The organism is Streptomyces sp. NPDC098789, from assembly GCF_044759975.1.
Taxonomy (GTDB): domain Bacteria; phylum Actinomycetota; class Actinomycetes; order Streptomycetales; family Streptomycetaceae; genus Streptomyces.
Map to the genome: position 1 here is coordinate 96,930 of NZ_JBIWAJ010000022.1, position 12,746 is coordinate 109,675.

Here is a 12,746-nt window from a genome sequence, read left to right on the forward strand (position 1 = left end):
GAACGTGACGTCATCGGATCGATCCCGGCCAGGCTAGTACGCGCCACCCCACGGCCCCCAGGGCCTTTCGTTCCAGTACTGCTACGCCCCGGGGGCGCTGCGGAAGCAGGTGGAGACGACGGTGACGGCGAGGACCGAGGTCTTGCCCCTGTCTCGCTCGTCGATCAGCCGCAGGCGCGCCGAGAGCTTTCCGTCGGCGGAATTCGCGGTGAGTGTCGGCGTCTTCGCCGGGCTGCTGTCCGGCCCGTCCTCGACGATGGTCCAGCCGTTCGCCGGGAACGCCTTCCGCGCCCGGTCCATTGCCCGCTGCAGTTCCTCCACCGGGAGGTCGTAGATGCTCCAGGGGTGGTGGGCCTGGTGGACGTTCTCGTCGGAGTCGTACCGGGAGCATTCCAACAGGGTGGCCCTGGCGCGGGTCGTCTTCCCGTGTACGGCCAGCAGATCCAGGATCTTGCTGGAGGCCCGCTCAGTGTCCGCCTGCACGGCCTTGGCGTCCAGGGTCTGTACCTTCGGCTCGTTTCCCATGCCTGCGCAACCTGTGAGGAGTATGCATGCCAGCAGGGCATGCCCGGTGAACGCAATACCCCTATTCAAGGGACACCCTTTCGTATTTGCCCGTAATGACGTACGCCTGATTTTCCAGGCTTATAGGGTCGGTCCAGAAATCGCCGTGATTCGATGCGTTGCTCGCCATGAGGTTGCCGCCGAAGTCCTCGTCCGTCGGAATGGTTCTGTTGTCGCCCAGCCCGAAATTCCTTCCGCCCTCCCGTACGAGGTTGTCGTCACCGCCGCCGCCCATGGCCCACGTGTGGCCCGGCTTCAGGCCGAGGTCGGTGGCACGGTCCACCTGCATGCCGGGGCTTCCGACGGCGATGATGTCGTCAGCCATCGGGCCGTCCCTCCAGGTGCCGGACTGCGTCGCGACGCCGACCACCGTGCTGCCGTAGCTGTGCCCCATGACGGTTGTGTGGGACGTGGAGCCGGTTGCTTCCTGGTGTGCGGCTCGCTGGCCCTGCATGAATTGCTGAAGCGTCGGTCCGGCGTCCTGTGCATAGCGTCCGTCGGTTGCATGCGGAATGTCGTTCGGGGCGTTGTAGTCGAACCAGGTGATCGTGGATATCTTTTTGCCTGGAGCCATGGAATTGCTGGAGTCCCAGAGCTTCTCGCTGCGCGTCAGGTCCTTGTCGATGTCCGACAGCTTGGACTTCGTGCCCGGCACGTAGACCGATGTGTGGTCGGCCGTGTCCGGGTCGCCGTTGGCGAGGATGACGCGGCCGTCGTCCAGTTCGGCGTTGAATTTCAGCAGGTACGCCTCAGGGAGGGAGCTGTCGGCCGGCCGGTCGAAGCGCCGCTCGATGGCCTCCATGCCCTTGAGCCGGCCCTCCAGCCGCGCCCGCTGTTCGCCGTAACCCTTGTCGGCCCACTGCTGCCATGCCGGGTTGATCGTGTAGTCGCCCGAGCGGTTGACCGTGAACCGCGGTGAGGGCTCGGCGGGTACGGCCTTCAGGTCGGTCTCGTAGCGCGCCTTCGTCTCGGCGAGCACCATCCGGTTCGCGTCGTCGCGGACGGTGGCGGGGATGCCGTCGAGTCCGCCGATCGCGGCCGGGTACAAGGTGGCGTACTCGTCGCGCTGCTCCTGGGTCAGGCCCTTCCACCACCGGGCGTTCTGCTCCGGGTCGTCGCCCTTGGGGATCTTGTCGGCGCTCGCGTACTTCCCGGCCGCCGTCTGGAGGTCGCGGGTGTCCTGCGCGGCGTCGAGGAGGTCCGAGGCGTCGACCGTCAGGCCCGGCTTCGCCTTGAGCTTGCCGAGCACCGAGGCGTACCGGCCGTCGACCTCGGCCGCCTCGCGCAGGGCCGCCACGATCTTCTCGGCGATCTCCTCGGCCTTGCCCTTGTTGGGGTCCGTACCGCCTTCGGCCAGGCCGGGTCGGAGGGGGATGGGAGCGCCCGGCGTGGCCCGGCCCGTGCCCGATGCGGGTACCTGGACGAAGGACGGGGTGGCGGGGTACTCGACCGAGCCGTCGGGGTGGACGGTGAACTTGAGGCCCGCCGCGTCCTCCAGCGCCTGCTTGAGCTTGCGCTGGGGAGCGGCGAGTTCGGCCGCGAGCCCGTTCAGGGCCGTACGGATCAGACCGCACTCGGTGTGCAGGTACTGGTAGTTGCGGCTGAGGCCCTCCAGGTTCACGATGGCGCCGCTGGCCGCCATCCCGGTCTGGGTGCCGCGGATCTTGGCGAGGATCTGGTTGTCGACCCGGTCCTTGTCGGCGTTGGCGCGGGAGCTGACCTTGCCCCAGCCGTCCGCGGCGTCCTCGTACTCCGAGAGGTTCACGTCTCGCAGTTGCTGCCAGCTGGGCACGCGGCATCAACCCCGGTTCGCAGGCTGCGCGATGACGGCGCGGGAGAACTTCTGCTTCGTGGCGCTCTCCCGCTCGCCGAAGTCCCGGCCGGTGTTCTTGAGGGCGCCGTCCAGCCGTCCGCACTCGTCGCGGACGGCGCCGAGGCGGGCCGTCCACGTGCCGAGGATGCCGGTGAGCGCGGTGGTCGAGGCGAAGCCCTGCGTGGCGCCGGTGACGCCCTGGCTCGCGGTCTCCAGGTCCGTGACGGCCGTCGCGGTGGAGGTGCGCAGCTCGCCCGCGGTGTTTCCGGCGCTGGTCCAGGGGCCCTCGTCGGCCTTCAGGTCGGGGCCGCCCGTGCCGCTGCCCGAAGGGGCTCCGGCGGACGCGAGGCGCATCCCCGTACCGTCCTCGCCGAGCACTGCCCGCCACGTCGAACTGAGCGTCATGTGTCCCCCCGCTGCACCGCTGAAGCCTCCGTTCGAAGCTAACAACCGCACCAGGGGTCACACGTGAGTACGGGTACTCAATTCCGCGGGACGAACGGCCCCACCGCCGCCGTGCGCAGTACGTCGGCCAGTCGGTCCGCGGTGGCGACGTTGCAGTTGCCGAGGCTGATCAGGGGCGGGGTGAGGTAGACGCTGGCGAAGGTCGGCAGATCGAGCCCGAGGGAGGGCAGCGTGATCCCGTGCGCGCTGAGGACCTCCCGCAGCCGGATCATGCTGTCGCGGGCGGTGTCGTCGCTGTCGTGGTCGCTCATGGTGACTCCCTATGTCTACGGGCTGTGACGAATCGCTCACAGCGTGGCGGGGGTGCGCGTAGCGTGGGAAGGGTTCCGCGTTCGACAGCGCGAGGTGTGGAAAGGGTGAGCGGTGCCCGCTGGGAAAGAGATCGACGGGGCGGCCGGGGTGCCGGAGTTCTACGGCAAGGAGCTGCGTTGGCAGCGGGAGCGGGCGGGCCTCACCCTGGAGCAGACCGTGCGGGGCGTCTTCTACTCCGTGAGCTACCTCAGCGAGATCGAGCGGGGCAGGCGGCGCATGCCCCTGGACCTGGCGCAGCACGTGGACAAGGTGCTGGGTACGGACGGGTTCTTCGCCCGTGGGTGTGAGGACGTGAGGAACGCCGGTCGGCGCGTGGAAGGGCACTACTTCGACGAAGTCCTGGAGATGGAGTCCCGCGCGCTGGACATCGTTCAGTGGGAACCCATGCTCATTCCAGGGCCTCTGCAACTGGAGCCGTACATCGAGGCTTTGGTTCGTTTGGGCACCCCCAGGGTGACGCAAGAGGTACTGAAGGAGCGCATCAGCACGCGCCGGGCACGCTCCTGGGTCATGGAGGACAAAGAGGGGCCCGTCTCCTGGCTCGTCCTGCATGAGTCGGTGCTCCGGCAACCGCTCCTCGGGTACGCGGACATGGCCGAGCAGCTGGCTCACGTCGCGGCCGTCGCCCGCCGCGGTGGCTTCGTGCCGCAGATCCTTGCGTCCGGTGCGGGTGCGCGAGGTGCCGACCCGTTCATGTGTGGGACGACGGTGCTCTTGGAGTTCAGCGGAGCTCCTCCGGTCCTGTACACGGAATCCATGTACAGCGGCAACATGGTCGAAGAGGCGGCGACGGTGGAGCAGTACCGCAACGCCTACGACCGCCTGCGTGCTGCCGCGTTGCCGCCGGAGTTGTCCCTCTGGCTGATCGAGTCGGCGGCCGAGGACTACCGGAACGGGAAGCGGCCGCGTTCGTTCGCGTCCCGGCTCACGGCCAAGGGTGGGCCCGGCCTGCGGCCGTGACCCGGCCGTGGCCGGTACCCGCCGGTACGCCCCTGGCCGGTCGGTAGTGTGGCCCCCATGTACGGCTACGACCAGAACGTGAGCGCGGGGCAGCAGCAGTACGGGCAGCCCCAGCAGGGGTACGCGCAGCCGCCGCAGCAGCCGCTGTACCCCGAGCCCTCGCCGCCGACCCTCGCGGACGCGGTGCGGGCCTTCACGACCGGGTCGCTGTCCGCCGAGGACTTCCAGCAGATCTTCGCGAGCTCGAAGGTCTACTGCCCGCGCGGGGACACCCCCGGGTTCCTGGCGCTGCACAACACGCAGCAGCCGGTCATCCCGATGTTCACCACGCTCAAGGAGCTGCGCCGCTACGCCGGCAAGGAGTCCAAGCACTTCATCATCACCGGCGCCGAGGTGATCGACCTGCTGCCCACCGGGTACGGCTTCGTCCTCGACATGGAGGGCGACCACCGGATGGTCTTCGACGCGAAGGCCGTGGAGCAGATGGTCGACTACGCCATGCGCCGCATGTACGGATAGGGCGAACGCTCAGGGGGGCGCGTGCTCAGGGTCCACTTCACCGCCGAGGATCTGCTGGGCGTCCGTTTCGCCCCCGAGCCGCTGCCGCTCGTCGAGCTGGCGCTGGCCGTGGTGGCCGCGCAGCGCACCGACGCGCCCGAGGTCTTCGGCCGCTGGCGCCAGCGGCTGGGGCGGGAGCTGCCCCGGGCCGCGCTGCCGCTGCTGGAAGTGCTGCGCCCGGACGGCGACAACCCGGCCTTCGTGGAACCCCCGGTGCGGGACTCCGAGGAGGCGCTGGACGCCGTACGCCTGGCCGCCCCCCTCATCGACGACGCGGAGCTGAGCCGGATCCTCGCGCGCAGCCGCGGTCGGGCCGCCGTCGCGCCCTGGCTGCGCGGGCTGCGGGACGGGGACCGGGAGTCCTGGGGGCTGCTGGAGGACGCGCTGCGGGCCGCCCACGAGGTGGTCATCGCCCCGCACTGGACCGCGATCGGCCAGTCCTTCCGGGCGGACGTCGCCTGGCGCAGCCACCTGATGGCCACGCACGGGATCAAGGCCGCCCTGGCCAGTACGCACCCGGCCGCGGCCTGGGCGGGCACGGTCTTCGAGGTCGGCCGGCCGCCCGACTTCGAGATCCGGCTGGAGGGGCGCGGGCTGACCCTGATGCCCTCGCCCTTCTGGACGGGCCGGCCGCTGCTCGCTGGGCACCCCGACGGCTCGAACCTGCTGATCTACCCGGCGATGACCCCGATGCCGCTGGTGCCGCCGGGGCGGGCGGAGGGGTCGTTGGACGCGCTGCTGGGGCGCACGCGGGCGGCCGTACTGTCCCTGCTGATCCAGCAGCGGACCACCAGCGAGCTGGCCCGGGACCTGCACATCAGCCTCCCCTCCGTCTCGGAGCACACGCGCACCCTGCGCGCGGCGGGCCTGATCACCACCCGCCGCGACGGCAAGGCGGTCCTGCACACGGCCACGGGCCTGGGCGTGGACCTGCTGCGCAGCGGCGGCTGAGCGACCCTTCGGCGCGCACGTTTCGGCGGGGCCCGAAACCATCGCGCGCCCTGGTGGTGGGGCCGCACCGTATGGGTGACCGGGGGCGCCTACGGGGGTCGTCCCCGGTCGCATGGACCTTCGCGATCCACCGGACACCAAGGAGTGTCGACGTGAACGATCACAGCATGGGTCACCGCCGCGGACTGTGGCGGATCCTCTTCGCCGCACTGACGGCGGTCTGCGCAGTGACCTTCGGGATGACTGCGGCCAGCGCCTCCAGCAACATTCCGTTCGCCGGCCAGGCCGCACGGGCCGGTCTGAACGCCGGCCAGGCCAAGGCGCTGCAGGCGCGGGTCGATGGCTACCTCGCCCGCTCCGGCGGCAAGCAGACCGCCGCCAACGAGATCAGCTACCAGGGCAACGGGACGCTGACCCTGGCCCTGCCGGGCGAGGAGACGGCGCGCAGCCTGAACCCGGCGAACGCGCTGGCGTTCGCCGGCTGCAACTACTACCGCTTCTGTGCCTACTCCGGCTCCTACTTCACCGGTGACATGCGCTGGGCCGAGCAGTGCAACGTCAACGTCGGCATCCCGTTCACGAGCACGAACGGCTCGTGGGTGAACAACCAGACCCCCGGCACCCGGGCGAAGCTCAAGGGCTCGAACGGCGCGATCCTCAGCTGGACGGCCGGCGCCTACAGCGAGCAGCAGTGGGGGGTCAACTGGGGCCCGGTCTACTACATCGACGCCTGCTGATCGACCCTTGCTGATCCCGTCCGACCAGCGCTGCGGCCCCCCGGGAATGGTTCCCGGGGGGCCGCTGTTCTGTCAGGCATGGCGGAAAGTTCGAGTTTCAACTAAACTCGACGTCAGAAGGAGGTCCCGACCATGCCTGCAGTGACTGTGGAGAACCCGTTGACGCTCCCCCGCGTCGCCGAGCCCGACCAGGAGACGACCGCCCGCAAGGTGCTGGCCGTCACGACCGCTCCCGGTGGTTTCGAGGGCGAGGGATTCCCGGTGCGCCGTGCGTTCGCCGGGATCAACTACCAGTACCTCGACCCGTTCATCATGATGGACCAGATGGGCGAGGTGGAGTACGCGCCGGGCGAGCCCAAGGGCACCCCCTGGCACCCCCACCGCGGCTTCGAGACCGTCACCTACCTGATCGACGGAACCTTCGTCCACCAGGACAGCAACGGCGGCGGCGGAGTCATCAACGGCGGCGACACCCAGTGGATGACCGCCGGCGCGGGCCTGCTGCACATCGAGGCCCCGCCGGAGTCCCTCGTCGTGTCCGGCGGCCTCTTCCACGGCCTCCAGCTGTGGGTCAACCTGCCGGCCTCCGACAAGATGATGCCCCCGCGCTACCAGGACATCGGCGGCGGCCAGGTCCAGCTGCTCTCCACCCCCGACGGCGGCGCGCTGTTGCGCGTCATCGCCGGTGAGCTGGACGGTCACCAGGGCCCGGGCATCACCCACACCCCCATCACGATGATCCACGCGACGATCACCCCCGGCGCGCAGATCACCCTCCCGTGGCGCGCGGACTTCAACGCCCTCGCGTACGTCATGGCCGGGCGCGGCAGCGTCGGCACCGACCGGCGGCCGGTGCACACCGGGCAGACCGTCGTCTTCGGCGAGGGCGGCTCGCTCACGGTCCGGGCGGACGAGGCCCAGGACGCCAACGCCCCCGACCTGGAGGTCGTACTCCTCGGCGGGCGGCCGATCCGGGAGCCGATGGCGCACTACGGGCCGTTCGTGATGAACAACAAGCACGAGCTCCAGCAGGCGTTCGACGACTTCCAGGCCGGGCGGCTGGGGCGGATCCCCACCACCGCGCGGACGGGCCTGGGCCACCGCGGCGCCGGCACCGCGAACGACTGACGTCCTCGATCCGTGCCCTCAGGCCGGGGCCACCGCCCCGGCCTCCGGCGTGCTCGGCGGTGGCTGCTCGGCCGTGTACCGGGCGCGCAGCTCCGACAGCACCCCGAAGCCCGCCGCCGCCAGCGGCACGGCCAGCAGCATGCCCAGGATCCCGGCCACGCTGGCCCCGGCGGTGATCGCCAGCAGCACCACCGCCGGGTGCATCTGGACCGTACGGCTCTGGATCATCGGCTGGAGCACGTTGCCCTCCAGCACCTGCACGGCGAGCACCACGCCCAGCGTCCACAGCCCCGTGACCCACCCCCGGTCCGCGAAGGCGACCAGGACCGCCACCGCGCCGGAGAAGAACGCGCCGAGGTACGGGACGTACGCGCCGACGAAGACCAGCGAGCCCAGCCCCACCGCCCCCGGGACGCCCAGCACCAGCAGGCCGATGGTGATGCAGAGGGCGTCGATCAGGGCGATGAAGGTGGTCCCGCGCATGAAGCCCTCGACCGCCTGGAAGGCGCGGCGGGCCATCGCCACGGCCGTGTCACCGGCGGAGCGCGGCACGACCGAGCGCAGCGCGTCGGCGGCCCGGTGGGAGTCGCGCAGGAAGAAGAACACCAGCAGCAGCGCGAGGAGCGCGGTGGCGAGCACCTCGCCGACCACGCTGATCCCGGCGAGGACGCCGGAGGCGGCGGTGGCGCCGAAGCGCGTCAGCAGCTCCTTGGCGTTCTTCGCGAGGAAGGGCACGGTCTTCCCGTCGCCCCCGTAGTGCCGGGAGAGCCGCTCCACCGCGTGCCGCAGGGCGGAGAGGATCTGGTCGCCGGTGTCGAGTATCGCGGCGACCACGACGTACGAGGCCCCGCCGACCACCCCGATGATGGCCAGGCAGGTCAGGGCCGCGGCCAGCGAGCGGTTCACCTTCATCCGCACCAGGCGCCGGTACATCGGGCGAAGCAGAGCGGTGCCCAGCAGGGCCAGCAGGACGGGCGTCACCGCGGTCTGGAAGACGTCGCAGAGCCAGAGGAAGACGCCGACCACGCCGGACACGAGGAGGGCGATGACGCACCAGGCGGCGAGGCGCCGCACGGGCGCGGGGAGCAGGGAAGCGATCACCGGGCTCAGCGTAGGGCCGGGTCCCCGTCGTCCGGGAGCGGATCCGGCTTGGACTGCTCGTTCAGCTCGAACCAGATCGACTTGCCCTCGCCGCGCGGGTCCACGCCCCAGCTGTCCGCCAGCATCTCCATCAGCAGCACGCCGCGCCCGCTGGACGCCATCTCGCCGGGGTGCCGCTTGTGCGGCGGCTCGTCGCTGGAGTCGGCCACCTCCACCCGCAGCCGCCGCTCGCCCAACTCGCCGACGGCCTCGGCCATGAGCAGCGCGTCGCCGTCCGTGTGCATCAGGACGTTGGTGACCATCTCGGAGACCATCAGGACCGCCGAGTCCCGCTGGTCCTCGTCCGCCCAGTCGTGCAACAGCTCGCGGATCTGCTGCCGGGCGCCCGCGATGCGCTCCGGCTCGGCCTGGGCCACGGTCAGCAGCGTGCGCCGGACCGGCCGGGCCGGGTGCGTGAGCGGTGTGCCGCAGCCGCAGCCGGGGTCGTCGCGGCACAGCAGCACCACGGCTATGTCGTCCTCGCGCCGGTCGGCGAGCGGGCCGGTGGTGTGGTGCGAGGAGGGCCCGTGGACGGCGGCGACCAGCAGGTCGGCGAGCTTCTCCAGGCTTCCGCCCTCGTGCGCCTCGGAGTGCGTCTCGGACTCCAGGATCGCGCGCAGCCGGGCCCAGCCGGTGTCCAGGTCGTGCCCGCCGGTCTCGATCAGGCCGTCCGTGCACAGCATCATCGTCTCGCCGGGTTCCAGGGTGAACCGGGTCGTCGGGTAGTCGGTGTCGGCGTCGATGCCGAGCGGCAGCCCGCCCGCGGTCGGGCGCATCAGCACCGTCCCGTCGGTCATCCGGACCACCGGGTCCGGGTGGCCGGCCCGGGCCACCTCCAGCAGGCCCGTCCGCGGGTCGCACTCGACGTACAGGCAGGTCGCGAAGCGCGGACTGAGGTTGTCCCCGTCCTCGTAGGAGTCGGTGATCCCGGCGAGGAAGCGGGAGGCCCGGGAGAGCACGGCGTCCGGTCGGTGCCCCTCGGAGGCGTAGGCCCGTACGGCGATCCGCAGCTGGCCCATCAGGCCCGCCGCGCGCACGTCGTGTCCCTGGACGTCCCCGATGACCAGGGCGAACCGTCCCGACGGCAGCGGGATCATGTCGTACCAGTCGCCGCCCACCTGGAGGCCGCCGCCGGTCGGCACGTAGCGCGCGGCCAGGGTCATGCCCGGGATCTCGGGGCCCAGCTGCGGCATCATCGACCGCTGGAGGCCCGTGGTGAGTTCCCGCTCGGATTCGGCCACCACGGCGCGCTGGAGCGCCTGCGCGAGCATCCGCGCCACCGTGGTGAGCACGGAGCGTTCGTCGGGGGTGAAGGTCACCGGGTGCTTGAAGGCGGCCATCCAGGCGCCCATGGTGCGCCCCGCGACGATCAGCGGGAGGAAGGCCCAGGAGGTCCGGCCGAAGCGCTGGGCGAGCGGCCAGGTGGCCGGGAAGCGCCGTTTGTAGTCCTCCGGGCTGGGGAGGTAGATCGCCCGGCCGCTGCGGACGACCTCCGCGGCCGGATAGTCGGTGTCCATGCGCATGTCCGTGAAGGGGGACTCGTCCCCGGCGTCGTGCCCGTGGTGCCCGATGATCGACAGCCGGTCCCCGTCCATCCCGAAGACGGCCAGCCCGTCCGGGTTGAAGCCGGGCATCGACAGCGAGGCGGCCACCCGCAGCACCTCGGTCGTGGAGCGGGCCTCGGCCAGCGCGCGGCCCGCGTCCAGCAGGAACGCCTCGCGGGAGCGCCGCCAGTCGCCGGTGATGGGGGTGTGGACCGCCGTGGTGCCCGGCTGGGGCTCGGCGATCTCCTGGATCGTGCCGATCAGCTCGTAGTCGATCCGGCCGTCCGGGGCCGTGTGCGGCACGGGTTTGGAGCGGCTGCGCACGGTCCGCAGGACGCGCCCGTCCACGTCCATGATCCGCAGCCGGGCCTCGGCGAGGGTGCCCTCGGCGACGGCCAGGTTCACGATGCCGTTGATCTCGTTCCAGTCGACCGGGTGGAACCGGGACCGCACGGACACTTCGGGCAGGGTGACGGGCTCGGCGGGCAGGCCGAGCAGCCGGGCGGCCTCACCGTCGAGGGTGACCGTTCCGGCGGCGTTGTCCCAGCGCCACAGACCGGTGGCGATCGCCGCCAGGACGTCCTCGGTGCGCATCTAGCCATCTTTACAGGTCACCCCGTGGAGGTGCCCGTCCACACGGGCCCACGGGCGCCCCCGGCCGGACGGTAACCTGGGCAGGGTTGATTTCCACCCTGCTATCGCGAAGAACTGGATGAACGATGCATCGGTACAGGTCCCACAGCTGCGGCGAGCTGCGCAACTCTGACGTCGGTTCCGACGTCCGACTGAGCGGCTGGGTGCACAATCGTCGTGACCTGGGCGGCATCCTCTTCATCGACCTGCGGGACCACTACGGTCTGGTCCAGCTCGTCGTCCGCCCGGGCACCGCGGCGAACGAGGTGCTCTCCAGCATCTCCAAGGAGTCGGTCGTCCGCATCGACGGCAAGGTCGTCTCCCGCGGCGAGGACAACCGCAACCCCGAGCTGGGCACCGGTGACATCGAGATCGAGGTCACCGACGTCGAGCTGCTCGGCGGCGCGGCCCCGCTGCCCTTCACGATCAACACCGACGACGGCGTGAACGAGGAGCGGCGCCTGGAGTACCGCTTCCTCGACCTGCGCCGCGAGCGCATGCACCGCAACATCATGCTGCGCTCCGCCGTCATCGCCTCCATCCGCTCCAAGATGGTCAACCTCGGCTTCAACGAGATGGCGACCCCGATCCTCACCGCGACCTCCCCCGAGGGCGCCCGTGACTTCGTGGTGCCGTCCCGCCTGAACCCGGGCAAGTTCTACGCCCTGCCGCAGGCGCCGCAGCAGTTCAAGCAGCTGCTGATGATCTCCGGCTTCGACCGGTACTTCCAGATCGCGCCCTGCTTCCGCGACGAGGACGCCCGCGCCGACCGTTCGCCGGGCGAGTTCTACCAGCTCGACGTCGAGATGTCCTTCGTGGAGCAGGAAGACGTCTTCCAGCCCATCGAGAAGCTGATGACGGAGATCTTCACCGAGTTCGGCAAGGGCCGCCCGGTCACCTCGCCGTTCCCGCGGATCCCCTTCCGCGAGTCGATGGTCAAGTACGGCAACGACAAGCCCGACCTGCGCGCGAAGCTCGAACTGGTCGACATCACCGATGTCTTCGAGGGCTCCGAGTTCAAGGCGTTCGCCGGCAAGCACGTGCGCGCGCTGGCCGTCCCGGACACCGCCGCGCAGCCGCGCAAGTTCTTCGACGGCCTGGGCGAGTACGCGATCTCGCTCGGCGCCAAGGGCTTGGCCTGGGTCCGCGTGGGCGAGGAAGGGGCCCTGACCGGCCCGATCGCCAAGTTCCTCACCGAGGAGAACGTCAAGGTCCTTAACGAGCGCCTCGGCCTCGCGGCCGGCCACGCGGTGTTCTTCGGCGCCGGCGAGTTCGACGAGGTCTCCAAGATCATGTCGGGCGTCCGCGTCGAGGCCGCCAAGCGCGCGGGCCAGTTCGAAGAGGACGTCTTCCGCTTCTGCTGGATCGTCGACTTCCCGATGTACGAGAAGGACGAGGAGACGGGCAGGATCGACTTCTCCCACAACCCGTTCTCCATGCCGCAGGGCGGCCTGAAGGACCTGGAGGAGAAGGACCCGCTCGACATCCTGGCCTGGCAGTACGACATCGTCTGCAACGGCATCGAGCTGTCCTCCGGCGCCATCCGCAACCACGAGCCCGACCTGATGCTCAAGGCCTTCGAGATCGCCGGCTACGAGGCCGAGACCGTCGAGCGCGAGTTCGCGGGCATGCTGCGGGCGTTCCGCCTCGGCGCCCCGCCGCACGGTGGCATCGCCCCGGGCGTCGACCGCATCGTGATGCTGCTGGCCGACGAGCCGAACATCCGCGAGACGATCGCCTTCCCGCTGAACGGCAACGCCCAGGACCTGATGATGGGCGCGCCGACGGTGCTGGAGGAGTCCCGCCTGCGCGAGCTGAACATCGCGCTGCGCAAGCCGGTGGAGACGAAGGCGGCCGCCCCGGTGGCCGAGGCGGTCGCGCCTTCCGCCGCGGAGTAGTCGACGTACGCGAACGCCCCCGCCGGATCGGATCCGGCGGGGG

General features: G+C 70.6%; 12 protein-coding genes. 6 read left to right on the top strand and 6 right to left on the bottom strand.

Annotated features, from left to right (window positions below; all coding sequences use genetic code 11):
* Positions 1-81: 81 nt before the first annotated feature.
* The 4 genes from ACIQWR_RS33885 to ACIQWR_RS33900 all read right to left on the bottom strand — a co-directional run bounded on the left by ACIQWR_RS33885 (position 82) and on the right by ACIQWR_RS33900 (position 3,093).
* Positions 82-525 carry a hypothetical protein gene (locus ACIQWR_RS33885; protein ID WP_404017628.1) on the bottom strand — a complete coding sequence of 148 codons (444 nt, stop codon included), beginning with the start codon at positions 523-525 and terminating at the stop codon, positions 82-84.
* Positions 526-586: 61 nt separating this feature from the next.
* Complete coding sequence (locus tag ACIQWR_RS33890) at positions 587-2,356, bottom strand: alpha/beta hydrolase (RefSeq protein ID WP_404017631.1); 1,770 nt, start codon at positions 2,354-2,356, stop codon at positions 587-589.
* A gap of 6 nt (positions 2,357-2,362) precedes the next feature.
* Entirely contained in the window at positions 2,363-2,782 is a 420-nt protein-coding gene (locus ACIQWR_RS33895; protein WP_404017634.1) for a hypothetical protein, read from the bottom strand.
* A gap of 77 nt (positions 2,783-2,859) precedes the next feature.
* Positions 2,860-3,093 (bottom strand): hypothetical protein, encoded by a 234-nt coding sequence (locus ACIQWR_RS33900; protein WP_404017637.1) that lies wholly within the window; start codon positions 3,091-3,093, stop codon positions 2,860-2,862.
* A gap of 112 nt (positions 3,094-3,205) precedes the next feature.
* Here ACIQWR_RS33900 and ACIQWR_RS33905 point away from each other — a divergent pair, with 112 nt between their 5' ends.
* From ACIQWR_RS33905 to ACIQWR_RS33925, 5 genes are all read left to right on the top strand, one after another.
* Entirely contained in the window at positions 3,206-4,114 is a 909-nt protein-coding gene (locus ACIQWR_RS33905) for a Scr1 family TA system antitoxin-like transcriptional regulator (RefSeq protein WP_404017640.1), read from the top strand.
* Between the two features lie 57 nt (positions 4,115-4,171).
* Positions 4,172-4,633 (top strand): SseB family protein, encoded by a 462-nt coding sequence (locus tag ACIQWR_RS33910; RefSeq protein ID WP_404017642.1) that lies wholly within the window; start codon positions 4,172-4,174, stop codon positions 4,631-4,633.
* Positions 4,634-4,654: 21 nt separating this feature from the next.
* Positions 4,655-5,623: an ArsR/SmtB family transcription factor gene (locus ACIQWR_RS33915; RefSeq protein ID WP_404017645.1), complete on the top strand. Its 969-nt coding sequence runs from the start codon at positions 4,655-4,657 to the stop codon at positions 5,621-5,623.
* Between the two features lie 152 nt (positions 5,624-5,775).
* Positions 5,776-6,360, top strand: coding sequence for a hypothetical protein (locus ACIQWR_RS33920; protein WP_404017647.1), 585 nt, complete (start codon positions 5,776-5,778; stop codon positions 6,358-6,360).
* Between the two features lie 132 nt (positions 6,361-6,492).
* Positions 6,493-7,488 carry a pirin family protein gene (locus ACIQWR_RS33925; RefSeq protein WP_404017649.1) on the top strand — a complete coding sequence of 332 codons (996 nt, stop codon included), beginning with the start codon at positions 6,493-6,495 and terminating at the stop codon, positions 7,486-7,488.
* Positions 7,489-7,506: 18 nt separating this feature from the next.
* On the opposite strand, the gene ACIQWR_RS33930 is transcribed toward ACIQWR_RS33925, so the two are convergent.
* Positions 7,507-8,589: an AI-2E family transporter gene (locus tag ACIQWR_RS33930; RefSeq protein ID WP_404017651.1), complete on the bottom strand. Its 1,083-nt coding sequence runs from the start codon at positions 8,587-8,589 to the stop codon at positions 7,507-7,509.
* Between the two features lie 5 nt (positions 8,590-8,594).
* On the bottom strand, positions 8,595-10,766 hold the full coding sequence (locus ACIQWR_RS33935) for a SpoIIE family protein phosphatase (protein WP_404017653.1): 2,172 nt from the start codon (positions 10,764-10,766) through the stop codon (positions 8,595-8,597).
* A gap of 125 nt (positions 10,767-10,891) precedes the next feature.
* Here ACIQWR_RS33935 and aspS point away from each other — a divergent pair, with 125 nt between their 5' ends.
* Entirely contained in the window at positions 10,892-12,703 is a 1,812-nt protein-coding gene (gene aspS, locus ACIQWR_RS33940) for an aspartate--tRNA ligase (protein ID WP_404017656.1), read from the top strand.
* Positions 12,704-12,746 lie beyond the last annotated feature (43 nt).

Excerpts from the sequence above, each read along its gene's own strand:
- ACIQWR_RS33885 (WP_404017628.1), bottom strand. The coding sequence starts at position 525 with ATGGGAAACGAGCCGAAGGTACAGACCCTGGACGCCAAGGCCGTGCAG.
- ACIQWR_RS33895 (WP_404017634.1), bottom strand. The coding sequence starts at position 2,782 with ATGACGCTCAGTTCGACGTGGCGGGCAGTGCTCGGCGAGGACGGTACG.
- ACIQWR_RS33900 (WP_404017637.1), bottom strand. The coding sequence starts at position 3,093 with ATGAGCGACCACGACAGCGACGACACCGCCCGCGACAGCATGATCCGG.
- ACIQWR_RS33910 (WP_404017642.1), top strand. The coding sequence starts at position 4,172 with ATGTACGGCTACGACCAGAACGTGAGCGCGGGGCAGCAGCAGTACGGG.
- ACIQWR_RS33925 (WP_404017649.1), top strand. The coding sequence starts at position 6,493 with ATGCCTGCAGTGACTGTGGAGAACCCGTTGACGCTCCCCCGCGTCGCC.
- ACIQWR_RS33935 (WP_404017653.1), bottom strand. The coding sequence starts at position 10,766 with ATGCGCACCGAGGACGTCCTGGCGGCGATCGCCACCGGTCTGTGGCGC.
- aspS (WP_404017656.1), top strand. The coding sequence starts at position 10,892 with ATGCATCGGTACAGGTCCCACAGCTGCGGCGAGCTGCGCAACTCTGAC.